Origin of the sequence: Streptomyces sp. BK022, assembly GCF_004217355.1 — a bacterium.
Classification (GTDB): domain Bacteria; phylum Actinomycetota; class Actinomycetes; order Streptomycetales; family Streptomycetaceae; genus Streptomyces; species Streptomyces griseoluteus.
The window spans coordinates 1-24,959 of record NZ_SHKU01000010.1 but is presented as its reverse complement, the minus strand read 5'-3'; the positions used below and the strand labels follow the sequence as shown (position 1 = coordinate 24,959).

The following is a 24,959-nucleotide window of genomic DNA, read 5'->3' as shown; positions in this document are numbered from 1 at the left end:
GTCAGCGGGGATCTGTGCCGTCGGAGCGGTCATCCCCCAGGAGTAGAGGAGAACCGAGTGAGCGGGCAGAACGAGCGGGACGTCCATGGGGTGCACACCACGGCGCCGACGTCCAGGCTGCGAGCCCAGTCGGCGACCATCGGCGGTGAACCCGTGATCGTGATGGTCCAGCCGGACACGGTGTCCCTGGTCGGCAAGGACGGCGAGCTGCAAGCTGCCGACGCGGTGGCGTTTGTGATGGAGCATCACGGGGCGCGACCGTTCACGCTCCCGCCCACGTTCGACGCTCCCCCGGTGCCGGAGCTGGCGGCCCACCTGAACCCGGCCACGCACGCGCTGCACATCCAGTTGCCCGGCGGCCGAGCGTTCTACGACGGCACGATGCCGACAACGCCTGACTGGCCAGTGGCGGTCGAGGCCGCCGGCAGCGTGGTCCTGATCACGGGACCAATGGCGACGCTCGACGACTTCGAGCCGCTGATCGCCGCTGGGCGGGTTCTCTGGCTGCGGGTGCCGTGCACGATCACCCGGTGACCTTCAGGGTAGGCGGCCGGTAGAGCGTACGATCGAACGGCCGATGTGCTCACGCCCAGAGTGAGCCGTGGAGGGCCCCAGGACGCCGTTCCTGGGGCCCTCCGCTGTACCTGGGGCTGGTGGGCCGGGGAGGCGGGCGTAGGCTCGCAGACACGCGCGTGGGCCCGGCCGTTCCCTTCGGCCGGGCCCACGCGTTCTCGAGACCGCCTACGGCAGTTGCTTGCGCTTGGCCTTCTTCGTGGCCTTTTCCATGCGCTCGCGGAGCAGATCGAACATCCGCGTGTCCTTGGGGTCGGCGAACGCCTCCAGGAGGTGCACGGTGACCTCCTGGCGGGGGATGCGGCCGCGGCCCAGGGTGTCGGCCAGGTCGACGGCCCGCCGGTCCACGCTTCGGCGCAGCGGAGCGGACAGTGCTGGCAGGGGCGCGGGGGCCTCGTCGAGAAGGACGCCCTTGATGACCTTGGCCATCGCCTCGGGGTCGTCGTCCTCGATGAGTTGCAGGTCCCCGGGCAGGAGCTTGACCGTCTCCCGCAGCCGCTCGGCGGTGACCTTGTCCTTGCCGGCCACTTCAGCGACGAGGAGGTACACGCCGACCGCAGCGTTCAGGCCGTACGCCTTCCGCACCGGCACAATTTCGCGGACCTGGCCGGGGTTCGCGTCGAGGCCGCGGGCCTTGAGGATCTCGCCGATCGCCCAGGCGGCCCGGTACTGGCTGCACTTGGAGACGGAGATGCCCTTCTCCACCACCGCCCACTCTTCGATGGTCTCGTAGCAGCGCTCGGGCTCCAGCTTGTGCCGGGTGTCGCGGAACAGGCGGCCGGTGGCCATGGTGTCCAGCGACTTCCCCAGCATGAACCAGGCGGTCTCGTGCAGGTCGATGGCGTCATTGCACTGCCGGAGCCGCTCCCTCTCCTCGGCAGTGAGCGCGCCCTCCCCGGCGGGCTCCACCGGGTCGGGGACCTTGTCCAGGCCGGGCCGGATCTCCTCGACGGCATCGGCGACCGCCTTCTCGATCTCGGCGGCGTGGGTCTGCTGGCGATGCTGGTCCCGAGTGGCGTCGACGGCGTTCAGGGTGTCCGCAGTTGCCTCGGGCTCCGCTTCGTCGCCCCAGCCCAGGTTGAATCCGCTGCTCATGCGGCCTTCACCAGCCCGGCACTCATGGCGATGTTGCGGAAGAAACTGGCCGTGTCCGTGCGCGCCGTCTTCTTGTAGTGGGTCACGGGAAGCCCCTTGTTGCGGGCCTCCTTGAGGTCCGCCGCCCGGACGGGTACCTCGCCGAGGCAACGCACCCGGGGATGGTTCTGCAGCAGCTTGTAGACCTCGGCATCGAAGTTCCCCATCGGCTTCTGGATGCGGCCGATGACCAAGCCCAGGACTTCAAAGTCATCCCGCTGGGTGCGGGCCATGACCTTCCGGTGCTGGGCGAGCTGCCGGGTGAGGCCCTTCATCGCCCACTCGTCGACGTCGGTCATGATGATCGCGGCGTCAGATCCGGCGATCTGCGAGTCAGTGTCCAGGTCCAGCGCGGGACGCTGGTCGAGGAGCACATCGTCGAAGTACGGGCGCAGCTTGTCCAGCATCACCCGGTACAGCGTCAGCCCGGTCCCCGTGTCGCGGAGGTCGCTGGAGAGGCCGGCCATGTCCAGGCTCGCCGGGAGGACGTAGAGCCCCGGCACCTGTGTCTCTTGGACGAGGTCGAGGGGGTCAAGGGCGTCGAGGACGACTTGGGCCTGCGTCAGGTCGTCGGGGCCAGGCGGCCTGAGGCCGAAGCCTTCGGTGAGATTGCACTGAGGGTCGCCGTCGACGAGGAGGACACGGCGGCCATACTCGGCGAGGGAGCCGCCGAGGTTCATGGTCGTCGTGGTCTTGCCGACACCGCCCTTCTGGTTGCACATGGCGATGATGCGGCAGGCGTCAGGACGGTTCTGCATCAGGTCCGCACGGATGCGTTCCCGCCGCTCCTGTTCGGTCTCGGGCCGTTCCTGTTCGGTCTCGGGCCGCTCCGAGCGCGCACTCTGGGCGCCGATCGTGGGGGCCGCGGTGGTTTCTGTCATGGGGGGACGATAGTCAGACCGGGTGACCGTTTTGGGCGGCGCTCCCGTATCGGCGCCGGAGAGGCACGTGGTAAGGCCCCGTACGTCACCCGTACGGGGCCTCGGGAGCGCTTGCACAATTGTGCAAACCGGCTCTTGGTCAGTAGCCGAAGGTGCGCCGCTGCTCGTTGTGCACGCCGATCGCGTCGTCGACGGCGTCGGGCCCGTACTCGGGCCAGTACCGCTGGTCGTCGAAGACGAGGGTGGAGTCCGCGGACTGGTGGAGCATCCAGCCGGACAGGCGGCGCTCGCCGGAGCTGCGCACGATCAGGTCGGGGTCGGGCAGGCCGGCCGTGGACAGGTAGCGGTCGACGGGCAGCTCGGCGCGCTCGTCGTAGTCGGGGGCGATGAGGGCGCGGGCGACGGCCTGCTGCATGTCGGTGCGGCCGTCGTAGCCGATGCCGAGACAGACCGTCATCCCCGTCAGGTCGGCGGTGGAGCGGCGGGCGTCGTTGATGGCCTTGATCAGCCGGGGGCTGGCGTGGTCCTGGAGTACCTGGTGGCTGCCGAGGATGCGGAGCGGGCCGGTGGCGGCGGCGGCTTCGGCGTCGACCAGGTCGGCGATGACCTCGTTGAGGACGGCGACCTCGGCGGGCGCCCGGTGGAAGTTCCGGGCGGACATCAGGAACACGGACGCGGTCTCGACACCGAGGTTCCGGCAGTGGTCGAGGACCTGGTGGACGGCGGCCGCGCCCTTGCGGAAGCCCTGTTCGCGGGTGGTGCCGTGGAGTTCGGCCCAGCGCCGGTTGCCGTCAGCGATGAAGCTGATGTGACGGGGGGTGTCGTCGGTGGGCGCGGTCGCGCGCGTCGTCTGCATGCCGGGGATCTACCGCCGCTTCGGTCTTAGTGTCATGAGGCGAGGGCCGCGAAGACGACGCCGGCGGTGAGGGTGCCCGCGAGGGCTCCGGCGAGGGTCTGGGCGGGGGTGTGGTCGCGGAGGCTGATCCGGGACCAGGCGATGACGGCGACCAGCGGGTAGGCGGCCCAGACGAGCGGCCCCCAGGTGAGGGCGAGCATCGCCAGGGCGCCGCCGGCCACGGCGGTGTGCACGCTGATCTTCCAGTCCCACACCGAGGTGGGGACGAGGATGACGGCGAGGGTGGCGACCATCGCGGCGGCCAGGGCGACCATCTGCCGGGGCGCGTCGAGGGCGAGCATGCCGCCGATGCCGACAGCGACGGAGGCCATGATGGCGGGGATCAGGGTCTTCCGGCGCTGGACCTGGCCTACGTGCCGGTCGTCCCACTTCCCGGCCCGCTTGCCGCGCTCGATGAGCAGCAGCGGTATCACCGCGGCGAACACGACGGCCTCGACCGCCCACAGGACACCGGTGATGCGGTTGTCCTGGGCCAGGCCGACGCCGACGCTCACCGCGACGATCACCTTGGCGGGGTCCATGCCGTCGGTGATGAGGCGGGCAGTCCGGTTCTCCTCGCGCGCGGGAGCCGGAGGGGTGGGCGGGGCGGTGGTGCTCATGCGGCTTCCTGGAGAACGGGGTGGCCGGCGAGGCGGGTGGCTTCGTCGGCGAGGTCGGGGGAGTTGTAGAAGCGGGCCACCCGGGACAGCCACGCCGCGCTGGCGCGGGTGTCGTGGTCGAAGGTGAGCATGGAGACGACCGGGCGGGCGGCTTCCTCGTCGCCGCCGACGCAGCGCAGCCGGGCCGCGCGGATGCACATGGCCTCCTGGGCGGCCTTGGCGTCTCGGCCGGACAGGCCGGCCCGGTGCGCGGCGTCCAGGGCGCGTTGGGGCATGTCGTGGTCGGCCCAGGGGAGCAGGTTGAAGGTGGCGTCGGAGACGTCGACAACCCGCTGGTCGAGCAGCTCGTAGAGGCCGCGCAGGCGGTGGCGTTCCTCCCGGGCGGAGGGGGTGTGCTGCATGCGGTCGGTGATGACGTCGGCGGAGAGGACGCCGACGAGTTCCTCCCACAGGGGGCGCAGGGCGATCAGGCTGCGCCGGTGGCGCATAGCGCGTACGGCGAGGTCGATGGCGCGCACGGAGCTGCCGACGATGACGAGGAGGATCGTCACGAGCTGGATCAGGGAGCCGCCGAGGTGGAACTCCCCCTCGTCCAGCGGGTACGTCCACGGGGTGAAGCCGCAGACCAGGAAGGAGATCCGGTAGACGGGGTAGAGGACGCCCATTCCGGCGCCTGCGGCCATGAGCAGCATGCACCGTCGCAGCAGCCGGTCGTCGGTGCGGCGGGCGACGGTGAGGCACAGCAGCGCGGAGGGCGCGAGGGCCACGCCCATGCTGATCAGGTAGAGGCACAGGTGCGTGGTGCCGGCGACGTCGCCGTACTGGCCGGAGGCGAAGTCGAGGCTGCCGTCGGGGGCGGTGACCGAGGGTGCGGCGAACGGGAAGGCGACGGCCGCGGCCGCGCTGGTGACGGCGAGGATCACCATGCGGGGCTTGAAGGCGAACCAGCGGCGCCAGGCCGGTTCGCTCCCGGTGGCGCTGGGCGGTACGACGGACTCGATCCAGCCGACCAGCAGGGTGCAGGCGACCATGACGGACAGGTGCTTGGGCAGGACGGCGGCGTCGTCGATGCCGGTGACGTCGGCGAGGGCGAGTTCGAACGGGGACAGCCGCAGGGTGGCGCCGAAGGCGAGCGCGGCGAACGTGGCGAGGATGGCGCGCTTGCCCGACGTCTTCGGCCAGTAGTACGCGCGGACGGCGACCACAATCCAGAGAGGGATTGTGGTGCACAGGTCAATGAGGTCGTCGGTGGAGAGCACGGGTGGCTTTCGGCAGCAGGGATTACAGGCTGTGGTGGAGGCGGCCTACGAGGGGGTCGCGGTGGCGGGACTCGCGGGCCTGGTCGTCGGCGCGGCGCCGCAGGAGGAACGCGTACCGCTCGGCCTCGTCCTCGACCCGCTTGTAGGCGGGGTCGTGGCTGCCCTCGGTGGAGCGTGCGCGGGCGAGGAGGCAGCCGCTGACGAAGGCGTCGGGGAGCATGTCGAACGGCTCGGGTTCGGCCGGCGCCGCGGTGGTGGGGATCTCCAGCGGGGTGTGGCCCAGCTCGATGTGCCCGTTCTCGTGGGAGAGGCTGTGCACGGCAGCCGAGCCCTGGAGGGACGGGTCGAGCCAGACGAAGTCGCCGTCGTCGGCCGGCCGGGTCACCCACAGGGCGTTCGCCTGGAGCCCGGGCAGCGGCGTGGGGCCGCGCCTCAGCTCCAGGGAACGCTGGTAGCGCTGTCGGTAGCGGTCGCGCATGACGGCGAACAGGCTGTCGACCGTGAGCGGGTTGGGGACGGGGAACGCCGCGAGAGCTGAGCGGATCTTGCGGTCGTGAGGGTTCTGTATCACCGGAGTCTGAGCACCTTGGGGGGTTAGTTGCCTGGCTCCGTAGCCTGTGACAAGGCGTCGTTTTCCAGGTCCTGCACCACGTCTAGTTGGTCCTGCACGGCTTGCAGCCGCTCCGCCATCTCGGCCAGACGCTGAACGTTGGCCGGATTCAGGCGGCGGGTCGACCGCGCCAGGACACGGGCAACGGGGGGTTCCTGGCTCTCATCCACGGTATGACGCGCGGGAGCCGCAGATCGTTGCATGGCCGCGAGTGCCTGCTCGAAACCGACCCCCTGCCCTTTTTTCGCGGCGGCGACCTTCTGGGCCTGGGCCAGTGTCCGGGTGGCCGCGTCGGACAGGTTTGCCTTGAAAAGACCGAGGTCGACGGGGAAACCGAAGAAGCGCTCGAACGCCGCGGCGATGTACTCGACGTACGAGAAAGAGGGGGACTTGCTCTCCCCTCTGCGGAGGCGACGGATGTACTCGCCGGTGATCGTCCCTTCGCCGAAGACTCTGTTGATCTCGGCTGCTACCTGCGGGTTTGTGTATTCGACGTAGGTGCCGGAGCCCGGCGGGCTCTCGGGGGCGCTGGCCGCGAAGAGGAGGTTCAGCCGGTCTGCAAAAGTCTGCGGCGGAACGAACTCGGGCATGGCGGCGGGCGCGGGTTCAGTGGTCACTGTGAGTGTGGTCTTCCTGGGCGGGATGTGAAGCCCTAACCATAACCGCGCCCCACCGATCGTTGGTCACCGGGAAGATTTAGGCCACCAATAGTTTGACTAGCAGACCCTCCACCCTCTTTCATTACTCCCGGAACAACACGCTCCGGCGCCACACCATCACCAGATGTGGGTTCCGTCGTACCCCGCACCACCTGGAAGGTCTCCATGCCTCGCCCTCCCGACCCCGGCTCCAGCCCCGCGCGCGCCCACCGCTCCGGTTCCGCTGGCCTGATTCATTCCACGCCCCCGCTCGTCTCGAACTAGCATTCGAGAACGTGTTACCCGACGGAACGGAGCAACCGTGACGATCTCCGACGCTGCACCGCACCACCTGTACATCGACGTCTTGGGGGCTCCCCGTCAACTTGGCGTGGAGAAGGCGGCCTCCTTTGTGATCGGCCCCGAGGTCTCCCCCGTGGAGGCCATGGACCAGGCCCGCGCGGTGGTGGCCCCGCAGCTCGCGCGGTTCCTTCAGGGCCTGCCCGACGCCGACTGGGTGCGCGGGGACGCGCTGGCCGTGCTCACCGAGCTGGTCGACGTGACCGCTCGGTACAGGGCCGGCGTGGACCTGCGAGGTCGCGTCGCCTTCGACGGCAGCCACGTCACGGTGACCGTGAGCGAGATGGACCGCGCACTGCCGGCGCCCGAGGACGAGCCGGGCCTCTACCTCGTCCACCGGGCCGCCGACGACATCGGCCAGTACGCCGGCGACGACGGCGGCCGGGTCACCTGGGCCTCGATCCCTGCCCGGACGTGACAACGCCCCCGGCCGGACGGCAGGGGGCGGGACGACGTCGACGGGGGACTACAGGTCCAGGGCGGCGCGCAGCGCCGTGTTGACCCGCTCCATGTCCTCGGCAGACAGGTACCCCAGGCACTTTCCCTGCTCAAACCGCAGGGGCCGGAACTGGTGCCCGTCGGATGCCATGACGGCGCCGCGCACAGGCTCCTCGATCACGACGGTCAGCAGGGTGTCGCGGGCGTCTTCGACTTCCTGAATGATCAGGCAGGCGACACCGCCGGGGTGATGCTTGATGACTGCGTTGTGCTGGACGACCAAGACGGTGCGGTCACGGCCCACGGTGGGCACTCGCCACACCGACCCCCTTTGGATTTCGGTCACGCGGCAGCCTCGGCGTCAGCTTCAGCGGCGGCGGCCACGTCATCCATGGGGTCCAGTAGATGCAGCCGCGCGACCTCGAGCATGGAGTCGCTGATCAGCTTCTCCCTGACGGCCTGCTCGATGTAGCCCGACAGGTTGCCGCCGCCGGCCGACTTGGCCCGGCGCATCAGCGCGCCTTCCATCGTGATGCTGGTTCGCTCTCGGGTGCCCCCACCCGACACGTTCATCGTCGTCATACGGACCATCCTACCCTTTGTAATACGTGGGTGTAAGGTGAGATCGCCAACACCGACGGTAGCGGCACGCATGACAAAGGGGCGCCAACCTGGCCCGGTCGACGCCCCTTCTTTCCTACCCATCCCAAGCCAGGGGGTAGGCACTGCTCACAGGCGAGCATACAGGCGTATGACGAGTAGTACGACTCATCAACGCTGACCCGTCTGAGTAGTTCCTCCCTCTCTGTTACAGAAACAGAGAGAAGCACCAAAAGTGAGCCTCGACCCGATCCTCTGGGCGATGAAGGACGCGCCCACGATCGACATCAACGAGTTCGGCACCCTGCTCTGCCTCGCCGAGGCCGCCGACGAAGACGGCTGCAACGCCTTCCCCGCGGTGAAGACCATCGCGGCCTACGCCAAGATCAGCACGCGGACCGTCCAGCGCGCTCTGGGCGCGATGGTCGAGCGGAAGCTGATCGCCGAGGGTGACCAGCGTGCGGCCCACTACATCCCGGAGCACCGGCGGCCCACCGTTTACGACTTGCTGATCCCGTACGACTGGTTCCGGGACATCGAGCGCACGAACACCTTCCGCGCGCGTCTCGGCCGCCGCCCGATCACCCGCGCGGACCGCCCCCCAATCGCAGCCGCCCCGCCGAAGAAGACTCGCGTCGACAAGGGCAAGCCCAAGCCGAAGAAGGCCACTGGGGCAGCCCATTCCCCGGAGGCCCCCGAGGGGGGGCGACTTGTAGTCACCCCTGGGGAAGAGGGCATCCCGGAAGGGGGGCGACTGCAAGTCACCCCTGTGGAAAACCCCGAAAAGGGGGCGACTACAAGTCACGGGGTGACTTCAAGTCCCGAGAGGGGTGACTACAAGTCCGAGGGGGGGCGACTTGAAGTCACCCAAACCTCCCCTACAACCCACCCCATGGACCCGCCCCTTCCCTCCGTAGGTTCCAGCACCGCTCCTGACCCCATCGAGGAGGGACGGACGGACAGCCCCGCCCCCGATATCCGAACCCAGAAGAAGCGAGCCAGGACCGTGCAGCGGACGCCGGGCGTGGATCTGCTGCTGGGCCTCGGGCGGGAGAAGCCGGAGCTGCTGCTGACGGGCAAGGTGCTGGAGGACCAGGCCCGCACAGTCGACGGCCTGCTGCTGGAGAAGTACGACCGGGACATGATCCTGACCGTGCTGCTGCGGCCGCTGCCCGAGAGAACCCGGTCGGTAGGGGCAGTGATCTCCAAGCGCCTGGAAGAACTCGCGGCCACCCCGCTCCCCCGCCGCATGGCCCTGCCCGAACCACGAGACCCCAAGGGCGGCTTCGACTACTGGGAGCGGTACGAGGAGACCAAGCGGGCGAGCGTCTACCAGGCAGACCCCATGATTCCGGGGGAGAGCGCCGCCGACCTGGTGCTGCGCCGCACCGCGCATCCCGACTGCAAGGAGTGCCGGGACCCGATCACTACGCCCACGGGCACCGACTACTGCGTCAAGTGCGCGGGGTGGCCCCGGTGCCCGCTGTGTACTCGGTTCGTCGAGCCGAACACCCCGTGCCCGTACTGCGAGGTCCGGCCGGACGACGTCGAGTTCGACGTGTGCTTGACACACGGCGATCCGTTCATCAAGGGCACGAGCTGCTACGAGTGCGGCCGCCAGTAGGCAGAGCCCCCGGCCTGCCAGACCACATCTGGCAGGCCGGGGGCTGGTGGTTGAGGACAACGCGGACAGGCCGTGTCTCAGCCGTGGCACCGCAGGTTAGGCGCGGTGGCGCAGCCGCCCGGCGCGTCACTGCACACGGCGAGGCGGCCTGTCGTCGCCGCGTCGACACGGAGGATGCCGATGACAACTCAGCAATGCACCCCGGTCCCGGCCGAAGACGGCCTTCGGTCCGCGATGGCCGAGCTGACCGCGGTCTTCGAGAACCTCGGGGCCGAGCACGAGGCCCTGATGCTGGAGCAGTCGAGGACGTGCGGGCGGGAGCGCCGCAGCACCGTGGTGCGGATGGACGAGGCCATCGCCAGCGCCTCCGACCGCGTGCGCTTCGCCGCCGACTCGCTGGCCCTCGTCTACGGGATGCGGTCGCTAGGCATCAGCTCGCCGCGCTTCTCCAAGGGCGCAGAGGGGCACGACTATCCTTTCCTGACTCCGCTGGGCGGGTCCACTGACGCGCGGTTCGACGTCGTGGAGTATCTCGGCGAGGCGGTCGCTCACCTGGTCAAGGCGTACGAGCCGACGAGGGATCACCCGGCCCTGGCGGTGGCCCGCTGTCCCGGGCAGATGAAGGTGGTCCTGTCCGGGCTGCAGTCCGCTCTGGACGTGGTGGGCGCCGAGTTCTGCGAAGACGAGGTGCTGGCCGGCGAGTGCGCTTCCGCGCGGACGGTTCTGGCCGGGCTGGAGGAGCGCGTGTTCAGCGCCGTGCCCGCCCAGGCCGTCCGGCAGTTGAGCGTCGAGGAGATGTCCGCTGCGATCGAGTCGGACCCGGAGCTCGCCAGTGCGGCGGCGGCCGCGCTGGTGGTGGTGGCGGTTCGGGACGGAGACCCGGAGATGACGGTCACCGCGCAGGCACGGCTCAGCGACGCGCTGGCCAGGCTGGATGTCCACCGGGGGCGATAACGGGCCAGCTCCGTCGAACCGTCGTAGATAACGGGCCACGGCCGTCCCTCCCCTCTAAGTGCGCGCGCAAGCGCGTCGGCGCAGTTCAGGCGCCTGCGGCGCCGCAGCAAGAAGGGAAGGCGGCCGTGGCCCGTTATCTACGACGGTCGGGCGGAGGGGCGGCGGAGGCCGGTCCGGGACCGGCCGGGAGGGATGCCGGTGCAGGTCAGCCCGGGTTTCCGACGCGCATCACGTACGTCATCGTGGGCTGGCGGTCGGTGCGCAGCACTCCCCGCCTGCGGTGCCGGCGCACCATCGCGGTCAGCAGACTCCCGTCCAGCCCGGCCTCGCGCACCCGGCGCGCCACCTCCGGCATCGGCACCCACTGCCCGAACGGCAGGCCCATCAGCACCGCGTCGACCGGATTGACGTGCGCGGCCGCCGGCGCAGGGGCCGCGGCGGCGGACAGGCGGGCAGGCATGGGGTGCTCCTTCGGTTCGGGGTACGCCGGCGCCCGCTCGCTCTGCGGACGACGACAGCCCGCACAGTACACCAGACGGAAAACAGCACGGGAGTCTCCAGCCGTTCTCGTGCCGATGATGGCCGGATATGCTTCGCTCGCGCCACGCGGAAGAAGATCGTCCCGGCATCGCCCGGAACCTTCCGCACGCCCGGCACGGCGCGCCATGGGCAACCCAGGGGGGACCAGCACGCCGTGACCAGCCAATCCGCAGACCAGCTCCTCGTCCGGGCTGCACAGGGCGACGAAGAAGCGCTCGAGAACTTCTACAACCAGCACCACCAGCAGGTGTACAACTGGACCCGCCTGCGCGTACGCGACGCCCACCTCGCCGAAGACCTCGCCCAGGAAGTCTGGCTCAAGGTCGCCCAGAAGGCGCAGCACTACCAGGCCGGCACCAACGTGACCGCCTGGCTCTACACCGTCACGAACAACACGGTCATCGACTACCTGCGCGCCCAGGGCCGCCGCCCCAACGAGGTGCTGCACGCCGACCTGCTGCAGCTCGACCAGCCGCGCGCCGACCTCACCCCCCACGAGTGCGCGGAACGCGAGCAGCTCGCCCAGGCCGTACAGACGCAGCTCGGCAAGCTCCGCGCAAATCAGCGCGATTGCCTCAGGCTACGATTCTTCGAGGGGCTTACTCCGGCTGAAATCGGCCAGATTATGGGCAAGAGTCCGGGCGCCGTGCGCGTGCTGACGGTACGGTCGCTGGCCAAGTTCGTGGCCGGGCTCCCCACGGGGGATTCCTCCGCCAAGCTCATCGAGGAGCTGCTCACGGTGGTGAGCGGCCGGGCGAAGGTGGTCGGAGTCCGTGTAACGACGACGGGCAGGACAACGGTGGAAAGGGACGAGCATGCGACGACTCACTGAGGCAGCGGATCGTCTAGAGCGCGCCCTGGCGGGCGGCCCGGTCCCTCATGACGCCGAGACCCGGCGCATGCTCGCGGCCGCGGGCGCCCTGGCACCCGACACCACCCGCAGCCCCGCCCGGATCAAGTCCACCCGCGACGCCATGCTGAACGCCTTCCGCCGTGCCAACGCGCCCGTGGACACCCGTCAGGACGCCGGCACCGGCGACGGCCTGGAGGAGGTGCGCCTGCACCGCGAGGAGACCACCCTGCCCGGCGGCGGCCGCCTCATCCTGTCCGACATGGAAGAGATCACCCCCGCCCAGATCGACGCCGCCGTGGAGGCCCACGCCGCCATAGCGCGCGACAAGGACCACCAGCGTTGAGCAACCCGTCCATCGAACACCTGGAAATCACCGTCAGCACGGACTACCCGGCTGGCGGTGCGCTCATCGAGGAGGACGGCCTCCGCAAGCTCTACCTGCGCCCGGACCAGCCGTTCGAGACCGCAGTACGGTACGTGCGGGAGTTCCTGCCGGGCCTGCCCTACGAGGCCGCCGAGCGCCTGGTGCGCGACAACTGCCCCGAGCTGGAGAGCCTGGACGACCTCCTGGGCGTCACCGCGCAACCGGCGCCCCGCGCCAACCCGATCTCCCTCCTGCCGGAGATCCCCTCCGCCCAGCAGACCCGCCACACCGACCGGCGGCGGCGCATCCTGATCGCCGCTGCCCTGGTGCCCGCACTCGCCGTGAGCTGGGGACTGGGCCGCTGGTCCGACGTACTCTTCCCCGCCGATTCGTCGTCGGCGGCCGCGCCGGATGCCTCGCCCAGCCCCGCCCCCAGCAAGGCCCAAGGGCCCTTCACCGACAGCACCTTCAGCCACTTCGCCGACTCCAGCAACATACGGTGCGAGCCCGGCAGCGCGCTGACCGCCGAGTGCACCGACGCCGACGGCGTGGTGATGTCCACCAAGGCCAGCGTCGGCCCCGACTCGACGATCTTCTTCTTCTCCTACGCGGACGAGCGCATCATCCTGCGGATCTACAGCGACGCCGACAGCGCGCGGACCTTCGCCCAGCAGGACGGCACCAAGAGGCTGTACCCGACCCTCACCGTCCACGGCCGGTACATCCTGTGGGGCACCGACCGCAAGCGGATCAAGGAATACGGCGACCTCCTGGACCAGGCCGCCGTCGCCGCCGCCCCCCGCGCGATGGGCAGCGCCGTGCCGCTCCCGCCCCGGCTGGCCGCGCTCACCCTGGGCACCCTCGGCCTGAGCCGCCACCAGGTGCAGCAGATCGTCGCCGAGCCCGCGGCCGCCGCCGCCGAACCGGCCACGCTCGCCGCCCGCATGGTCCTGGGCCTGGACACCGTTCCGTTGCCCTCCGGGCCGTACGGCAAGGACCCGGAGGACATCGTGGCCCTGGCCGCCGGGATCGAACTGGGCGCCCCGCCCGCTCCCGAGCCCACCGGCCGCACGCTGCCCGCCTACCAGAGCCTGCCCCTTCCCGCCGGTACGGCCGTTCCGTCCTCGACCGCCACGGCGCAGCCCAGCCCCACCGGCAGCAGCTCCCCCGCGCCGAGCACGTCCAGCGCCCCGGCACCGACCACCTCCGGTACGCCGACGCCTGCTCCGGCCAGTTCCAGCACGCCCACACCGACGCCGGCCCCGACGACGTCGAGCGCGCCCGCGCCGACCAGCGCACCCGCGCCGACCGCATCGGCCACATCGACGGCACCAGCTAGCCCGGCTTCGACCGCGCCGAGCACCACCGCGGCGCCGACGCCGGCCGCGCCGGTACCAAGCGACACTCCGGCCCCGGAGACACCGGCTCCGACCGCGCCGAGCACCACTACGGCGCCGACTCCAGCCGAGCCGGTACCGAGCAACACCCCGGCCCCGGAAACACCGGCACCCGCCGACTCCAGCGCGCCGCCGCAGAGCCCGAACGTCCCGCCGGCCCCCACCGATCAGGCGCCGCCCGCGCCGGACACCGGCCGGCAGGACGACGAGAGCCTGCTCCTCCTCGACTCCGCCTGGACGGTCGCGTCCTGAGCACGCAGTGAGGGCCCGGACGGTACGCCGTCCGGGCCCTCACTGCATGTCGCACGTCGGCTAGAACGGCGGCTCGTCCGAGAACGACTGGGCCGCCGCCCCGGCGTTCGAGGCCACCGTCGTCCACGGGTCGTCAGCCGGACGTCCCTGGCCGCCCGTTGCCCGCTGCGCGCCGCCCGCTCCTCCGCCGGACGTCTTGGTGACCTTCGCGGTGGCGTTGCGCAGGCTGGGGCCGACCTCCTCGACGTCCAGCTCGTACACGGTGCGCTTGACGCCCTCGCGGTCCTCGTACGACCGCTGCTTGAGGCGGCCCTCCACGATGACGCGCATGCCGCGCTGGAGGGACTCGGCGGCGTTCTCCGCCATCTGCCGCCACACCGAGCAGGTCAGGAACAGGCTCTCGCCGTCCTTCCACTCGTTGGTCTGCCGGTCGAAGGTGCGGGGCGTGGAGGCGACGCGGAACTTGGTGACCGCCGCTCCGGAGGGGGTGAATCGCAGTTCGGGGTCGTCGACCAGGTTGCCGATGACGGTGATGACGGTCTCGCCTGCCACAGGGGGCCTTTCAGGGTGGGGCCCGGCCCGCAGGGTGTGCGGGCCGGGCCGGAACGGGTCAGGAGAACAGGAGCTTCCACGTGGCCGGGCCGGGCAGGCCGTCCGCGTCGCCGCGCAGCTCGGCGTGGTCGAGCTGGAAGGCGCGGACCGCGTTCCGGTCGGCGGTGCCCCAGCTCTCGGAGGGGCCGACGCTGTAGAACCGACCGTACCCCTTGGCACTGACACGCTCGCCGAGCTGCTTGATGTACTTGTTCGTCTTGCCGGGGCCGAACTTGTCCCGGCCGGGGAACGCCGGCGGGACCGGCTTCGGCTTCGGCTTGGTCGAGGTGCCGCCCCCGGAGCCGGAGCCACCCTTGCCGAGGATCTTGGCGACGATCGCCTTGGCCTTGGTGAGGATCTTGGCGAACGGCAGGTTGCCGGGGTCGCCGTGGAAGTTCTCCGGGACGTGCTGGTGGCCGCAGATGCCCTTGAAGGCGTTCCACTGGGCGAAGCTCATACGGGCCTTGGTGGCGCCGTAGGAGGCCGGGTAGGGCAGCCAGTCGGCGGGACCGACGAGCGGGATGCCGAGGTTGAGGTGCATCCACGCGATCAGGTCCGCGAGGGCGTCGTACGCCCACTCGGGGGCGTCGGGCCAGTAGATGTAGTCGACGCCGGCCTTGAGCTTCCCCCAGGTGTTCTTGTGCGCGGGGTCGCACGTGCCGACCAGTTCGAGCTGGGCGGCGTTGCAGGTGTTGGTCTCGACTCCGCCGGGGGCGTTGACCAGGGCTCGCGCGGACCGGTTCAGGAGGAAGTGCTGGTAGACGTCGAACCGCTTCGTCTTGAAGTTCGGCTTCGCGGTCAGGTTGGGGGCTTCGGCCCCGTTGCTATAGGAGACGATGTCCGTCCCCTCGGTGGTGTGCAGGACGAGGACGTTGGGCGTCATCAGGTCGCCCTGGTAGCGGTCGCCGTAGTAGTGCGAGCCGCGGATCGCGTCCGGGTACAGGGTGGGTATGGCCATGGCCGGTGCTGCCTCCAGTGCAGGTGAGCAAGGAGGCAGCACCGTGCAGGGCGCCGGAGGTTAGCGTCGCGTCGTGCCGTCGGCCGGGGTCGTGGTGGCCGCTCCAAAGCGGTGTACGTCGACGGGGAGGCGCCACGGCTTGTGGCCGTCCGCCTCGCAGATCAGCCACAGTCGTATCGGCGCGGACTGGTAGTCCCTGCGCCACCGCCGTTCACCATCGACCCCCTCCATCCACGAGGGCCGCGGCGAGGGGTCGATGGCCAGCTTGTGGCTGTCCCCCGGTTCGAGACGGAACGGCGCGGTCGTGCGCCCGCGTTCGTCGGCTCCCTCGTTGCCCGGCCGGAAGCGGCAGGGCCCCCAGATGACCTCTGCCAGCTCCTCGCGCGTGGGGCCGCCGGCCAGTACGCGGTCGACCGAGCGGTCCCGATCGTCGCGGATCTCGGGGCGGATGCGCAGCGGCCCCAGCGTGGGCGGGCCCACATACGTCAGCTCCAGCGTGTCGCCATTCCGGGTGAGCTGGATGTTGGGCACCAACTCGGTGTGCCAGCGGTCCTCTTCGATCCGCGCCACGGCGGCGGCCGTCGCATTCGCCTTGCGGGAGGCGTGCCATGCCAGCCCCCCGGCTATTGCGCTGATCCCGGCGGCGGTCGCCGCGATGGCGGTGTCTGTGGTCGTCATATTCGGACCGTAGGGGACGCCACCGACATCGACGTCACTCCACGACCTCGGCGTCCACGATCTCCCCGGACTCCAGCTCCGGGTACTCGACGGCAAACAGCGACGCGTTCAGCCGCTCGGTGAGCGCGACCATGTCGACGGTGTCCTCCTCGTTGGCTGCGGCCGGGAGGTTGCCGAGGCCGGTGATCTCGACCGCGAGGGTGGCGTCCTTGCCGTAGTGCTCGCGGTGCTGCCGTTCCAGGTACCAGGCGTCCGCGCGCCAGTCAGGGGCGGTGCGGTCCTCGACGGTCTCCGTGACGATCTCGCCGGTGACCTGGTCCCTGAACTGTCGGGTGGTGACCTTGGTGACGATCCCGCCGTCGGCGACGCGGCGGATGTTCATCATGGCGCGGGCGCCGGCCGTGGCCCGGGCGGTGCGCACCTTCTCGTACAGGGCCGCGTACTCCTCCTCGTCCGGGTCCGGCGTCTCGCCTTCCTCGCGGGCCTCTACCTCGGCGCGGCCGCGGGCCATCCACGCCAGGAAGCTGGAGCGGGAGATCCCGGCCATCTCGGCGGCCAGTTCGACGGCGACACCGGTGCGGGAGGCCGCGACGAGGCGCGCCTCGACCTCCTCGGACAGCAGGCGGGGGCGGCCGATGCGGGCTGGGCGGCGGGGCTTACGGCGGGACATGCGCGTACCTCGGGGGTGGGTCAGCGGCGGCCGGGGGTGAACAGGTGCCCGCAGGCGGGACAGGACGTGTGGGGGTCGCGGCCGTCGTCGTCCGGGCTGAGCCCGTCGCGTTCGCCGTCGTCGGGCAGGTGGAGGGTGGCCGGCTCGTCCTCGCGGATGCCGCCGGGCAGGGTCTCGGGGTCGACCTGGCGGAGCATCTGGTCGATCTCGTCGTGAGGGATGGCGAGGGAGTCGAACAGCTCGGCGTCGCTGGTGGCCAAGTCCTCGAGGATTTCGGCGAACTCGCGGGCGTCCCATCCGCCTTCGCCGGGGAGCCGGTTGAGCTTGATGGCCAGGGCCTCGGCCTCCGCGTCCGACTTGGAGGACCAGCCGCGCAGGATCGGGACGAGCCAGCCGCCGTCCTCGTCGACGAGGACGCCGCCGGGTGTGCGCATTCCCCTGGCCTGCATTTCGAGCAGGGACTCGCGGCGGCCGTGGCCGTGGAGGGTCGTCTGGGTGCGTTCGTCGACCACGGGGATCTCGACCAGGCCGTGCATGTCGATCGAGGCGATGATGAGTTCGAGTTCGTGCCGCTTGGGGTTTCGGGGTGCCGGCGTGAGGTCGGTCAGCGGCACGTACGAGATGTAGCGGGGTGCGGCGATCGTCTCGGCGGTCACGGGCTGGCGGTCCTCTCGCGGTCGGTGGTTCCGGCCGGGGGCGGGGGTTGCGAGCCTGCGGACTTCTACCGCAGCATCCCGCCTCGCAAGCGGGACATGCCGTCATGGCCGATCCCCGCCCCTGGTCGGTCCGGGGCCGCCTTCGTTCCGGTTGGGGCGGCTCCGGGGCGGCGCCCCGGAGCCGGTGACGTCTCCGGTCGGTGCGCTGCCGAGCGGGAAGGTAGAGGGTGCTGGCGCCTTGTGTCCGGTGACGGGTTTTCCGCCGTTGAAAAACATTCACTGAGGGGCACTACCAGCAAGGTTCCGAGTGGTGTACTATTCAGGTGGTTGGGAGAGCAACCCAGCTACCTGGGCCTAGGTGTAACAAATCTCGGCGGTTGTCGTACTTCCTTACGACGCCCCGAACACCCCGCCCGGGAGAAACCGCCCCCCTGGGACTGTGTCCGGGGAAAGAAAGGAACACCGCACGATGTCGCACGACGTCACCGACGACGGCACCGCCAACATGCCGCCCGCGCTTCAGCTCGACGAACGCGCGTTGCTCGGCGCCCTGGCCCGCATGGTCCGCGAGGGCCAGGACAAGACGGTGTTCGGGCCCCTCGTCGACGACCCCCTGGGCGCGCTGGTCGACGCGTACGAGAAGCACGGTCAGACCGGCGTCGTCATCAAGGCCGGAGACGAAATCGTCGGCACGTACACGGTGAACAAGACCCAGCCGAAGATCGTCTTCGACCCCGATCCGGCCAAGGTTGCCGAACTCGACGCGTACGCCGAGCGGCACGAGGGCACCGAGGTCGTGATCCGGCGCCGCCAGTCGTGGGACAAGGCGCTGCTGAGGTACGCCGAGCGGGACGAGGAGACCGGCCGGTTCTTCGACAAGCGCAACGGTGAGGAGATCCCCGGCCTGATGTACGAGCCGGGCGGCCAGGCCACCGGCACGGTCACCTTCACCTGGGAGAAGAAGGAAGTCGGCCAGAACCGGCTGCTGCGGGCCTGGCAGCGGGGCGAGTACGACCACCTGCTGCGCGGCACCCCGCAGCTCATGCCGCCCCCGCAGCCGTCCGCCGAGGACGCCCAGAACTGACCGCCCTGGGCCCGGCCTTCCCGGCGGCCGGGCCCTTCTTCTCCCCGAGGACACCACTCCTATGGCCATCCCCACCAGCACCATCACCCCGGTTCTTGCCAGCGACATATCCGACCGGGCATTCCGTCTGTACGTCGTACTCGCCCTGCGCCCCGACAACGACTGGATCTCCTGCCAGGACGTCGCCACCGCCGTCGGCATGAAGTCCCACGAGATCCGGATGCCGCTCGCCGAGCTGCGCCGCGTCGGCCTGGCCGAGCGCGAGCGCCGCTACGAGCGGCACTCGAAGAACCGCAAGACCTGGCACACCTACGTGCGTCTCCTCCCCGCCAGCACCACTTCCGAGGCCGCCGCGTGAGCACCAGCACAGCCGGGGGCCCTCGCCACAAGCAGAAGACCCCGTACGTCCACATCGTCTCGGACACCGTCCGCGACACCCGCCTGCGGTACTGCGACCTCGGACTGCTCACCTACCTGTGGGACCAGAGCCAGGAATGGGCGGTCCGCTCCGAGCAGCTCAGCAAGGGGGAAGGCCGCGAAGGACGCGACGCCATCCGCAAGTCGTTGCACCGGTTGGCCAAGTACGGCTACTACCGGCTGGAGCGCCGCCGCCTCCTTGACGGCAAGACCGTGATGGGTACCGCGGTTTCCGACCACCCGGTGGAACAGTGGGCCGCCGACTACGAGACGTTCGGGCAGAAGCTCGACGTCCCCGTGGTCCAGCAGCCGGACGGCACGTTCCGAGTGAAGTACCCGGACGGCACCCTGGGCAGCGACGGATTCACCGACCCCGACGACGCGCCGGCCGCGCCCGATGGCCCGGCCGCCGATGCTCCCGGGGTCGAGGACGAGCCGGTGCCGGTGCCGGTGCCGACCCCGACCAAGACGCCGCCCGCGAAGACTCCGGCCGCACGGAAGCCGCGCGCCCCCCGGAAGACCCCTGCGCAGAAGGCAGCCGAGGCCGAGGCGAAGGCGGCGGCCGCCGAGCAGAAGCAGGTTGAGGACGCGCTCCTCGACGCGGAGGCCGATGAGGTCACCAAGTGGTGGTGGGAACACGCCGAGAAGCACCTCGGGAAGTACGCCGGCCAGAAGAATGCATTCGTCGCCGTCCGCAAGATGGTGCACCGCGCCCTCGACGCTGGTTACACCCGGCAGAACTGCGCGAAGGCGCTCATCCACGCCCGGCAGCACTTCCCGTCCGCGCAGCAGTGGCAGAACGCGCTCGGGGTCGCCACCAACCACATCCAGCCCACCCGGCCGCAGGGCCGCGTCGCGTACAGCGACTCCGCGACCTGGGGCGGCCAGGACCAGGACCCGACCACCGGCACCGGCACCGGCACGGCGATCGTCAAGGTGCCCAACAACGACTCCGACGACGCCACCTTCGGCGTGGTCGCCCGCCCGGAAGGAGTGTGACCACGCATGTCCCTCACCCTGGAGGCCCCCGTGTCCGCCCCTGAGCGCGGCCTGAACCGGCTCGGCTCGCTGAGCGACCACCTGCTCAAGGTGCTGGAGCGCAACGGTGCCGACCTGGCCCGGATCGACGTCCCCATGCCGCCCGCCCCCGGCGAGGACGGCCTGTGGGAGGACGTCGCCGTCCCCCAGGCCCGCGCGAAGCGGAACGCCTGGAAGATCAGCGTGGCTGACGCCGCGCAGGAGGAGTACCTGCGTTTCCGGTTCGACGACCTCGACCCCAACCAGAAGCCCAACACGCTGCGGAACTGGCTGGGCTCCCTGGTGGAGGCGAAGAAGACCGGCGCCCGGCCCGGCACGCTGAACCTGATCGTGCCGGGCAACATCGGCACCGGGAAGACCACCGCGGTCATGGCGCTCGGCAACGAAGCCGCGGAGCGCGGACTGCGGACGCTGTTGGTGAAGCACTCGGCGTATCTGACGTGGCGTCGCCCGGACTCCGCGCCCCGGAACATGAAGGCGTGGGAGATCCGCAAGATGTTCGTGGAGTGCGATCTGCTGATCCTCGACGAGCTGTGCGGCGAGATGGACGTGACCGCCACCGAGTTCGCACGGCGGGAAACCATCGACCTGATCGACGCGCGGATCTCGTCGGGCCGGCCGACCGCCTACACCACGAACCTGGGCAGTCGCCGCAACCCGCAGACCAACGCCATGGGGGTGGTGGACATCCTCGGGGAGCGGCTGCTGTCCCGGCTGGAGTCGTCCGCGCACCTCGTGAAGGTGCTCGGCCCGGATCGGCGCAAGCCCGCGCGGCCGCTCGACTGGTAACCGAACCTTCCCAGAGGGGGGCATACCTGACAGCGCGTGAGGAGATCCGCGCGGTCGAGCGGAGGACGCTATATCGTTTGGTCGACCCCGGACGGCGACGAGCATAAGTCGTCCGGTGGGACCCCGAACGAAAGGACGTCGCCTTGAGCCTGTTGCCCCGCCGCACCCGCCGGGTTCCCGAGAAACCGCCGCTCCCCGACCAGCCGGCCGCACTCACCTCCGTGTCGAAGGTCCCGCCGCTCACCCGGTGGGAGCGGCTCGGCGCGGCCGGCATCGTCCTCGGCGGTGCCGGCGTCGGCGGGCTCGGCTTCTACGCCTCCTTCGACGCCGTGTCCACGGCGGCCGCGCACTGGGGATTCACCGACCCATGGGTGCTGCCGACCGCCATCGACTCCGCCGTCCCCGTGTTCACCGGCGCCTATCTGCTGCTGATCCGGCTCGACATGCCCTTGTGGTGGGCGCGGCTCGTCCCGTGGGTGCTCAGCCTGGTCACCTGCGCCCTTAACGTGGCCTCCGGAGACTCCCTGTGGGCGAAGTTCGCACACGGCTCGATGTCCCTGCTGTGGGCTGCCGTCTCCGAGATCGCCGCGCACACCTACGCCGTGCGGATCGGTGCCGTCACCGGCCGCCGCAAGAAGCTCGACAAGGTCCGCTTCTCCCGCTGGTTCCTCAACCCGCTGCCGACCTTCCTGCTGTGGCGGCGGATGAAGTTGTGGGAGCAGCAGTCGTACGAGACCGTGCTCCGGCTGGAGCAGCAGCGGCTGGTCTACGCGGCTGCGCTACACGCCAGGTACGGGCGCGCGTGGCGCCGCAAGGCCCCCGTCGAGTCCCTGTTGCCGCTGCGCCTGGCCCGCAGCGGCATCCCCCTGGAGCACACCGCGGCGGCGGGCCTGGCAGCCGCGGACATCGACCCCGACACCCTGGAGCTGCTGCCCGCCCTGGCGCCCGTCGCCGAGGTGGTGATGCCGGAGCCCGAGCCGGAGGAGACGAAGCCCGCCGAGACGCCGGCAGCGCTTCCTGCCCGGCGGCCGACCGCCGTCATCCCGCCTCAGGCGAAGGCCGCCCCGGCACTGCCCCCTCAGCCGTCCTTCCAGCAGAAGGACGCCGAGGAGACGCCTGGCGAGGACGATCTCCAGGAGCCGATGACGGAGAACGAGTTGTACGAGGTCGTCGTCACCGCGCTGGAGGCCGGCGAGGTCGACCGCTTCGCCCCGGGCGGCGACTTGTGCGGTGTGGGCATGGGGAAGTTGCTCCAGCAGTCCGGTGGGAACGGCCGTAAGGTCCGCACCCGGCTCCTGAACCGCTACGCCGCCGATCTCAGTTCACGCGGCGTCGACGTGCCCACGAAGTTCACGGTCGAGGACCTGGCGCGTCTGGCGCGGCCCGTAACGGTATAAGTCGCCTCCGCCCCCCACCCCTCACCGCGGCGGGCCCCCGGCCGGGGCGCCCGCCGCCTGCATGATCGGATCTGCCCCATGACCCCCGAGATCCTGGCCCGTGTCAGCGCAGCCCGCACCGTCCGCGACCTGTCCGACCTGGCCCGGCAGACGCTCGGTGCGATCGCCGAGGACTCCACCCCCGCCGAACGCATCGACCAGGCCCGCCGCTTGCGGCTGCTGGCTGTCGAGTACGTGGATCGGATCGTGCTGGCCGAGGCCCTCGGAGGCACAGGCTGGGAGGATCTGGCCGCCGCGCTGGGCCGCCGCGACCCGGACACCGTCGAAGCGGACTACGCGGACGACGTCGCAGAGTGGAGCGCGGCCACGGATGCCGGCAGCGTCCTCGACGGGTACGAGGCGCTGGACGCCTGGTACGACCGGCACCGCGAGGACCACGACCCGCAGACGTCAACTCCCGTCAGGAACCTACTGGCCGGGGATTGATCAGCCCCTTCGGGGAGGTAGGATGGTACACCAGACGGAAGCAAGAGGTTAACGCCTCCGCTGCTCCATCCTGCGCGGGAGAGCAACCCGCGCACCCCACCGCGAACGAAGGAACACCCGTGCCGCACACCCTCACGCCCATGCGCGAACGCCAGTCGCGGAAGCCGACCGGCCGGCCCAACCCCCCGCTGATCCTGCTGGCCGGTCCGGAGAAGTCCGGCAAGAGCTATGAGGCCGCCCTCGGCACTCGGTCCGACCTGGTCGGCATGACGTACTGGATCGAGATAGGCGGCTCGGAGGGCACCGCCGACTACTACGGCCGCATCCCCGGCGTGCGATACGAGATCGTTCCCCACAACGGCAGCTATCAGGACATCCTCGACGCCATCCGGTGGGCCGTCGCCCAGCCGCCCGTCGACGGCAAGCCGAACATGATCACGATCGACAACGTGACGACCCTGTGGGACATGCTCAGTGACGAGCAAGCCCTGTTCGCCCGTCACCGGGCCGAACGCAAGGCCCGCGAAAACAAGCGCCGCGCCCCCTCCCTCGACACCCCGATCACCGTCGACAACGACCTGTGGAACCGGGCCAAGGACCGGTGGGGCGAGATCCTGTGGGTGCTGCGCCGCCACTCCGGCCCCACCGTGCTCCTCGCACGGCAGGAGATCGTGACCGCGTTCGAGAACGACCGACCGACCCGCGAGAAGACCCGCAAGATCAAGGCCGAGAAGAACCTCCCGGCCGCCGTCGACGCGATCGTGGAACTCCACGGGCTCGGCGAGGCGCACCTCACCGGCGTACGAACCCTGCACTGGGACGTCCAGCCCGGCCAGAGCGAGCCGTTCCCCGACTTCAGCATCGACGCCCTGCTGCGCCGCCTCGGATTCGAGGAGGCCGCCCCCGCACGGCAGGTCTACGAGACCCGGCCCGGCGCCTACCTGGACGAGCAGGACCAGCAGCCGTCCGCCCCCGCCCCGCAGCAGAACAACCAGCGCCAGGGGCAGGAGCAGCGCCAGGGGCAGGACAACCGGCCCAGCCTGAGCAGCAAGGCCGCCGTGAAGCTCATCCACGAGGCCCTCACCAACCCGACCGACCCGGACTCCTGCCTCCGCGACATCCGGGAAACGTGGGGCACCCGCTACCTCACCACCATCCCGGCCTTCACGAAGACGTGGGGCGACCTGGACGCGAACACCCTGATCACCCGGTGCCTGGACCACATCAAGGAGGAGGCCAAGAAGCGCGGAGACGACGGGGAGAAGACCGGCTCCACCCCCGCGCCCGACGCCACCCAGGACGACGGGGCCCGCGAGCACCGCGAGGACCCCACCCCGGAGCCCCAGGCCGGGCAGGACCGGGAGCACGCCCCGGAGGAGGGCACCCCGCCGAGCGCCGAGAACCCGACCGCCCCCGAGGGCGACGCCGGGCAGACCGACGCCGGGGCGCAGGTGGAGGAGCCGCCCGGCGCCGACGAGGACGACGCGCCGCCGCCCCCGGACCCGCAGGCCGAGGAGTCCGCGCCCGCCGAGGAACCCGAGGACACCAGCGCGGCCGAGGAGCCGCAGGACAAGCCGGTCACCTGGCCGCAGGCGGCGAAGCCCGCAGCGACGAAGAAGGACAAGCCGAAAGAGGTCGCGCTGAACGCTCTGTACGCCGAAGCCGACGCCCAGGCCCGCCTCAAGTTCGTCACCCTCGGTGAACACCTTGGGCCGATCACCGAGGCCGGCGACCCTTCGCTGATCGAGCTGAAGAACTACGTCGAGGCGCAGCGGCCCGACGCCATCGACGCTCTCGTGAAGGCCGGACAGACCGCGCTCGCCAACAGCTACCGCAACGCGCGCACCCCGGATCTCGCGCTCAACAGGCAGCTCGCCGCCTACCTCGACAGCGCGCCCGCCAGCGCCTGACGTGATGTGACGTGATGCGCGCCCGAGCCCTCCGGGCGCGCCCGTCACCCGCGCGGCGCGCTCCGCGCCACCTCACGTCACCTCACCCCGAGCGCGCGTCCCCGTCGACCGCGCACCGCGCCCTGTCGGCGCGCGCGCCCGCCTAGGTGCGCGCGGCCACCGCGCGGCGCGCCTCCGCTCGCGCGCCCTCCCCCTCCAGCCGCGCGCTCCGACCGCGCGGCGCGCCTCCCCCACCGCGCGATTGGAGCGCGCCATCAGCCGCGCCCAGCACCCGCGCCGCGCGCGCCACCCAC

At 70.6% G+C, this 24,959-nt stretch carries 29 protein-coding genes; 14 read left to right on the top strand and 15 right to left on the bottom strand.

Translation table 11 applies throughout. The features are described 5' to 3' along the window. The first annotated feature begins 57 nt into the window (after positions 1–57). Positions 58–534, top strand: coding sequence for a hypothetical protein (locus EV284_RS31885; protein ID WP_130340385.1), 477 nt, complete (start codon positions 58–60; stop codon positions 532–534). Positions 535–741: 207 nt separating this feature from the next. Here EV284_RS31885 and EV284_RS31880 read toward each other — a convergent pair whose 3' ends face one another. The 7 genes from EV284_RS31880 to EV284_RS31850 form a co-directional block, all read right to left on the bottom strand. Continuing rightward, on the bottom strand, positions 742–1,668 hold the full coding sequence (locus EV284_RS31880; RefSeq protein ID WP_130340383.1) for a hypothetical protein: 927 nt from the start codon (positions 1,666–1,668) through the stop codon (positions 742–744). Continuing rightward, complete coding sequence (locus EV284_RS31875; RefSeq protein WP_130340381.1) at positions 1,665–2,588, bottom strand: ParA family protein; 924 nt, start codon at positions 2,586–2,588, stop codon at positions 1,665–1,667. The genes EV284_RS31880 and EV284_RS31875 overlap by 4 nt, the downstream gene beginning before the upstream one ends. A gap of 139 nt (positions 2,589–2,727) precedes the next feature. Further along, positions 2,728–3,444 carry a polyprenyl diphosphate synthase gene (gene uppS, locus EV284_RS31870; RefSeq protein ID WP_130340379.1) on the bottom strand — a complete coding sequence of 239 codons (717 nt, stop codon included), beginning with the start codon at positions 3,442–3,444 and terminating at the stop codon, positions 2,728–2,730. Positions 3,445–3,476: 32 nt separating this feature from the next. Further along, positions 3,477–4,103: a phosphatase PAP2 family protein gene (locus EV284_RS31865; RefSeq protein ID WP_242625881.1), complete on the bottom strand. Its 627-nt coding sequence runs from the start codon at positions 4,101–4,103 to the stop codon at positions 3,477–3,479. Next, on the bottom strand, positions 4,100–5,362 hold the full coding sequence (locus EV284_RS31860) for an MAB_1171c family putative transporter (RefSeq protein ID WP_347402221.1): 1,263 nt from the start codon (positions 5,360–5,362) through the stop codon (positions 4,100–4,102). Before EV284_RS31860 ends, EV284_RS31865 begins: the two co-directional genes overlap by 4 nt. A 22-nt stretch (positions 5,363–5,384) precedes the next feature. Continuing rightward, positions 5,385–5,933, bottom strand: a complete 549-nt coding sequence (locus tag EV284_RS31855) for a hypothetical protein (RefSeq protein WP_130340375.1) — start codon at positions 5,931–5,933, stop codon at positions 5,385–5,387. Positions 5,934–5,956: 23 nt separating this feature from the next. Beyond that, entirely contained in the window at positions 5,957–6,589 is a 633-nt protein-coding gene (locus tag EV284_RS31850; RefSeq protein WP_130340373.1) for a hypothetical protein, read from the bottom strand. Positions 6,590–6,932: 343 nt separating this feature from the next. On the opposite strand from EV284_RS31850, the gene EV284_RS31845 reads away from it, so the two are divergent. Beyond that, on the top strand, positions 6,933–7,388 hold the full coding sequence (locus tag EV284_RS31845) for a hypothetical protein (RefSeq protein ID WP_130340371.1): 456 nt from the start codon (positions 6,933–6,935) through the stop codon (positions 7,386–7,388). Positions 7,389–7,436: 48 nt separating this feature from the next. Here the strand turns inward: EV284_RS31845 and EV284_RS31840 are convergent, their stop codons facing one another. Together EV284_RS31840 and EV284_RS31835 are read right to left on the bottom strand one after the other, a co-directional pair. Next, positions 7,437–7,754: a type II toxin-antitoxin system PemK/MazF family toxin gene (locus EV284_RS31840; protein WP_130340369.1), complete on the bottom strand. Its 318-nt coding sequence runs from the start codon at positions 7,752–7,754 to the stop codon at positions 7,437–7,439. Then, positions 7,751–7,990 carry a hypothetical protein gene (locus EV284_RS31835; RefSeq protein WP_130340367.1) on the bottom strand — a complete coding sequence of 80 codons (240 nt, stop codon included), beginning with the start codon at positions 7,988–7,990 and terminating at the stop codon, positions 7,751–7,753. The genes EV284_RS31840 and EV284_RS31835 overlap by 4 nt, the downstream gene beginning before the upstream one ends. Before the next feature lie 253 nt (positions 7,991–8,243). On the opposite strand from EV284_RS31835, the gene EV284_RS31830 reads away from it, so the two are divergent. Both EV284_RS31830 and EV284_RS31825 read left to right on the top strand, forming a co-directional pair. Then, positions 8,244–9,632, top strand: a complete 1,389-nt coding sequence (locus tag EV284_RS31830) for a helix-turn-helix domain-containing protein (RefSeq protein ID WP_130340365.1) — start codon at positions 8,244–8,246, stop codon at positions 9,630–9,632. A gap of 180 nt (positions 9,633–9,812) precedes the next feature. Next, complete coding sequence (locus tag EV284_RS31825) at positions 9,813–10,586, top strand: hypothetical protein (RefSeq protein ID WP_130340363.1); 774 nt, start codon at positions 9,813–9,815, stop codon at positions 10,584–10,586. Between the two features lie 205 nt (positions 10,587–10,791). Here EV284_RS31825 and EV284_RS32880 read toward each other — a convergent pair whose 3' ends face one another. Continuing rightward, the gene (locus EV284_RS32880; RefSeq protein ID WP_165425698.1) at positions 10,792–11,046 is read right to left on the bottom strand and encodes a hypothetical protein; all 255 of its coding nucleotides are present in this window, start codon (positions 11,044–11,046) and stop codon (positions 10,792–10,794) included. A 234-nt stretch (positions 11,047–11,280) separates the two neighbouring features. On the opposite strand from EV284_RS32880, the gene EV284_RS32875 reads away from it, so the two are divergent. The 3 genes from EV284_RS32875 to EV284_RS31810 are packed head-to-tail and all read left to right on the top strand — an operon-like array spanning position 11,281 to position 13,992. Further along, positions 11,281–11,958 (top strand): RNA polymerase sigma factor, encoded by a 678-nt coding sequence (locus tag EV284_RS32875; protein ID WP_165425697.1) that lies wholly within the window; start codon positions 11,281–11,283, stop codon positions 11,956–11,958. Next, positions 11,942–12,322 (top strand): hypothetical protein, encoded by a 381-nt coding sequence (locus tag EV284_RS31815; protein WP_130340359.1) that lies wholly within the window; start codon positions 11,942–11,944, stop codon positions 12,320–12,322. The genes EV284_RS32875 and EV284_RS31815 overlap by 17 nt, the downstream gene beginning before the upstream one ends. Next, complete coding sequence (locus EV284_RS31810; RefSeq protein ID WP_130340357.1) at positions 12,319–13,992, top strand: hypothetical protein; 1,674 nt, start codon at positions 12,319–12,321, stop codon at positions 13,990–13,992. The genes EV284_RS31815 and EV284_RS31810 overlap by 4 nt, the downstream gene beginning before the upstream one ends. Before the next feature lie 60 nt (positions 13,993–14,052). Here the strand turns inward: EV284_RS31810 and EV284_RS31805 are convergent, their stop codons facing one another. From EV284_RS31805 to EV284_RS31785, 5 genes are read right to left on the bottom strand one after another with little or no spacing between them, the layout of a single operon-like run. After that, positions 14,053–14,544 carry a single-stranded DNA-binding protein gene (locus tag EV284_RS31805; protein ID WP_130340355.1) on the bottom strand — a complete coding sequence of 164 codons (492 nt, stop codon included), beginning with the start codon at positions 14,542–14,544 and terminating at the stop codon, positions 14,053–14,055. A 58-nt stretch (positions 14,545–14,602) separates the two neighbouring features. After that, positions 14,603–15,541: a peptidoglycan-binding protein gene (locus EV284_RS31800; protein WP_130340353.1), complete on the bottom strand. Its 939-nt coding sequence runs from the start codon at positions 15,539–15,541 to the stop codon at positions 14,603–14,605. A gap of 60 nt (positions 15,542–15,601) precedes the next feature. Further along, on the bottom strand, positions 15,602–16,219 hold the full coding sequence (locus tag EV284_RS31795; RefSeq protein WP_130340351.1) for a hypothetical protein: 618 nt from the start codon (positions 16,217–16,219) through the stop codon (positions 15,602–15,604). Positions 16,220–16,253: 34 nt separating this feature from the next. Further along, the gene (locus EV284_RS31790) at positions 16,254–16,889 is read right to left on the bottom strand and encodes a hypothetical protein (protein ID WP_130340349.1); all 636 of its coding nucleotides are present in this window, start codon (positions 16,887–16,889) and stop codon (positions 16,254–16,256) included. 20 nt (positions 16,890–16,909) lie between these two features. Beyond that, positions 16,910–17,545, bottom strand: a complete 636-nt coding sequence (locus EV284_RS31785) for a hypothetical protein (protein WP_130340347.1) — start codon at positions 17,543–17,545, stop codon at positions 16,910–16,912. Positions 17,546–18,014: 469 nt separating this feature from the next. Between EV284_RS31785 and EV284_RS31780 the strand changes: the two genes are divergently transcribed. From EV284_RS31780 to EV284_RS31750, 7 genes are all read left to right on the top strand, one after another. Further along, on the top strand, positions 18,015–18,629 hold the full coding sequence (locus EV284_RS31780) for a hypothetical protein (protein WP_130340345.1): 615 nt from the start codon (positions 18,015–18,017) through the stop codon (positions 18,627–18,629). A 61-nt stretch (positions 18,630–18,690) separates the two neighbouring features. Then, the gene (locus EV284_RS31775) at positions 18,691–18,987 is read left to right on the top strand and encodes a hypothetical protein (protein WP_130340343.1); all 297 of its coding nucleotides are present in this window, start codon (positions 18,691–18,693) and stop codon (positions 18,985–18,987) included. Continuing rightward, a complete protein-coding gene (locus tag EV284_RS31770) occupies positions 18,984–20,045 on the top strand; it encodes a hypothetical protein (protein ID WP_130340341.1) in 1,062 nt (353 codons plus the stop codon). The genes EV284_RS31775 and EV284_RS31770 overlap by 4 nt, the downstream gene beginning before the upstream one ends. Before the next feature lie 6 nt (positions 20,046–20,051). Next, positions 20,052–20,873 (top strand): ATP-binding protein, encoded by an 822-nt coding sequence (locus tag EV284_RS31765; RefSeq protein WP_130340339.1) that lies wholly within the window; start codon positions 20,052–20,054, stop codon positions 20,871–20,873. Between the two features lie 143 nt (positions 20,874–21,016). Next, positions 21,017–22,270 carry a DUF2637 domain-containing protein gene (locus EV284_RS31760; RefSeq protein WP_242625880.1) on the top strand — a complete coding sequence of 418 codons (1,254 nt, stop codon included), beginning with the start codon at positions 21,017–21,019 and terminating at the stop codon, positions 22,268–22,270. Between the two features lie 78 nt (positions 22,271–22,348). Next, positions 22,349–22,756 (top strand): hypothetical protein, encoded by a 408-nt coding sequence (locus tag EV284_RS31755; RefSeq protein WP_130340337.1) that lies wholly within the window; start codon positions 22,349–22,351, stop codon positions 22,754–22,756. 119 nt (positions 22,757–22,875) lie between these two features. Then, entirely contained in the window at positions 22,876–24,666 is a 1,791-nt protein-coding gene (locus EV284_RS31750) for a hypothetical protein (protein ID WP_130340335.1), read from the top strand. The last annotated feature ends 293 nt before the right edge of the window (positions 24,667–24,959 follow it).

Excerpts from the sequence above, each read along its gene's own strand:
- EV284_RS31835 (WP_130340367.1), bottom strand. The coding sequence starts at position 7,990 with ATGACGACGATGAACGTGTCGGGTGGGGGCACCCGAGAGCGAACCAGC.
- EV284_RS31755 (WP_130340337.1), top strand. The coding sequence starts at position 22,349 with ATGACCCCCGAGATCCTGGCCCGTGTCAGCGCAGCCCGCACCGTCCGC.
- EV284_RS31880 (WP_130340383.1), bottom strand. The coding sequence starts at position 1,668 with ATGAGCAGCGGATTCAACCTGGGCTGGGGCGACGAAGCGGAGCCCGAG.
- EV284_RS31765 (WP_130340339.1), top strand. The coding sequence starts at position 20,052 with ATGTCCCTCACCCTGGAGGCCCCCGTGTCCGCCCCTGAGCGCGGCCTG.
- EV284_RS31790 (WP_130340349.1), bottom strand. The coding sequence starts at position 16,889 with ATGTCCCGCCGTAAGCCCCGCCGCCCAGCCCGCATCGGCCGCCCCCGC.
- EV284_RS31825 (WP_130340363.1), top strand. The coding sequence starts at position 9,813 with ATGACAACTCAGCAATGCACCCCGGTCCCGGCCGAAGACGGCCTTCGG.
- EV284_RS31775 (WP_130340343.1), top strand. The coding sequence starts at position 18,691 with ATGGCCATCCCCACCAGCACCATCACCCCGGTTCTTGCCAGCGACATA.
- EV284_RS31780 (WP_130340345.1), top strand. The coding sequence starts at position 18,015 with ATGTCGCACGACGTCACCGACGACGGCACCGCCAACATGCCGCCCGCG.
- EV284_RS31875 (WP_130340381.1), bottom strand. The coding sequence starts at position 2,588 with ATGACAGAAACCACCGCGGCCCCCACGATCGGCGCCCAGAGTGCGCGC.
- EV284_RS31795 (WP_130340351.1), bottom strand. The coding sequence starts at position 16,219 with ATGACGACCACAGACACCGCCATCGCGGCGACCGCCGCCGGGATCAGC.
- EV284_RS31865 (WP_242625881.1), bottom strand. The coding sequence starts at position 4,103 with ATGAGCACCACCGCCCCGCCCACCCCTCCGGCTCCCGCGCGCGAGGAG.
- EV284_RS32880 (WP_165425698.1), bottom strand. The coding sequence starts at position 11,046 with ATGCCTGCCCGCCTGTCCGCCGCCGCGGCCCCTGCGCCGGCGGCCGCG.
- uppS (WP_130340379.1), bottom strand. The coding sequence starts at position 3,444 with ATGCAGACGACGCGCGCGACCGCGCCCACCGACGACACCCCCCGTCAC.
- EV284_RS31800 (WP_130340353.1), bottom strand. The coding sequence starts at position 15,541 with ATGGCCATACCCACCCTGTACCCGGACGCGATCCGCGGCTCGCACTAC.
- EV284_RS31815 (WP_130340359.1), top strand. The coding sequence starts at position 11,942 with ATGCGACGACTCACTGAGGCAGCGGATCGTCTAGAGCGCGCCCTGGCG.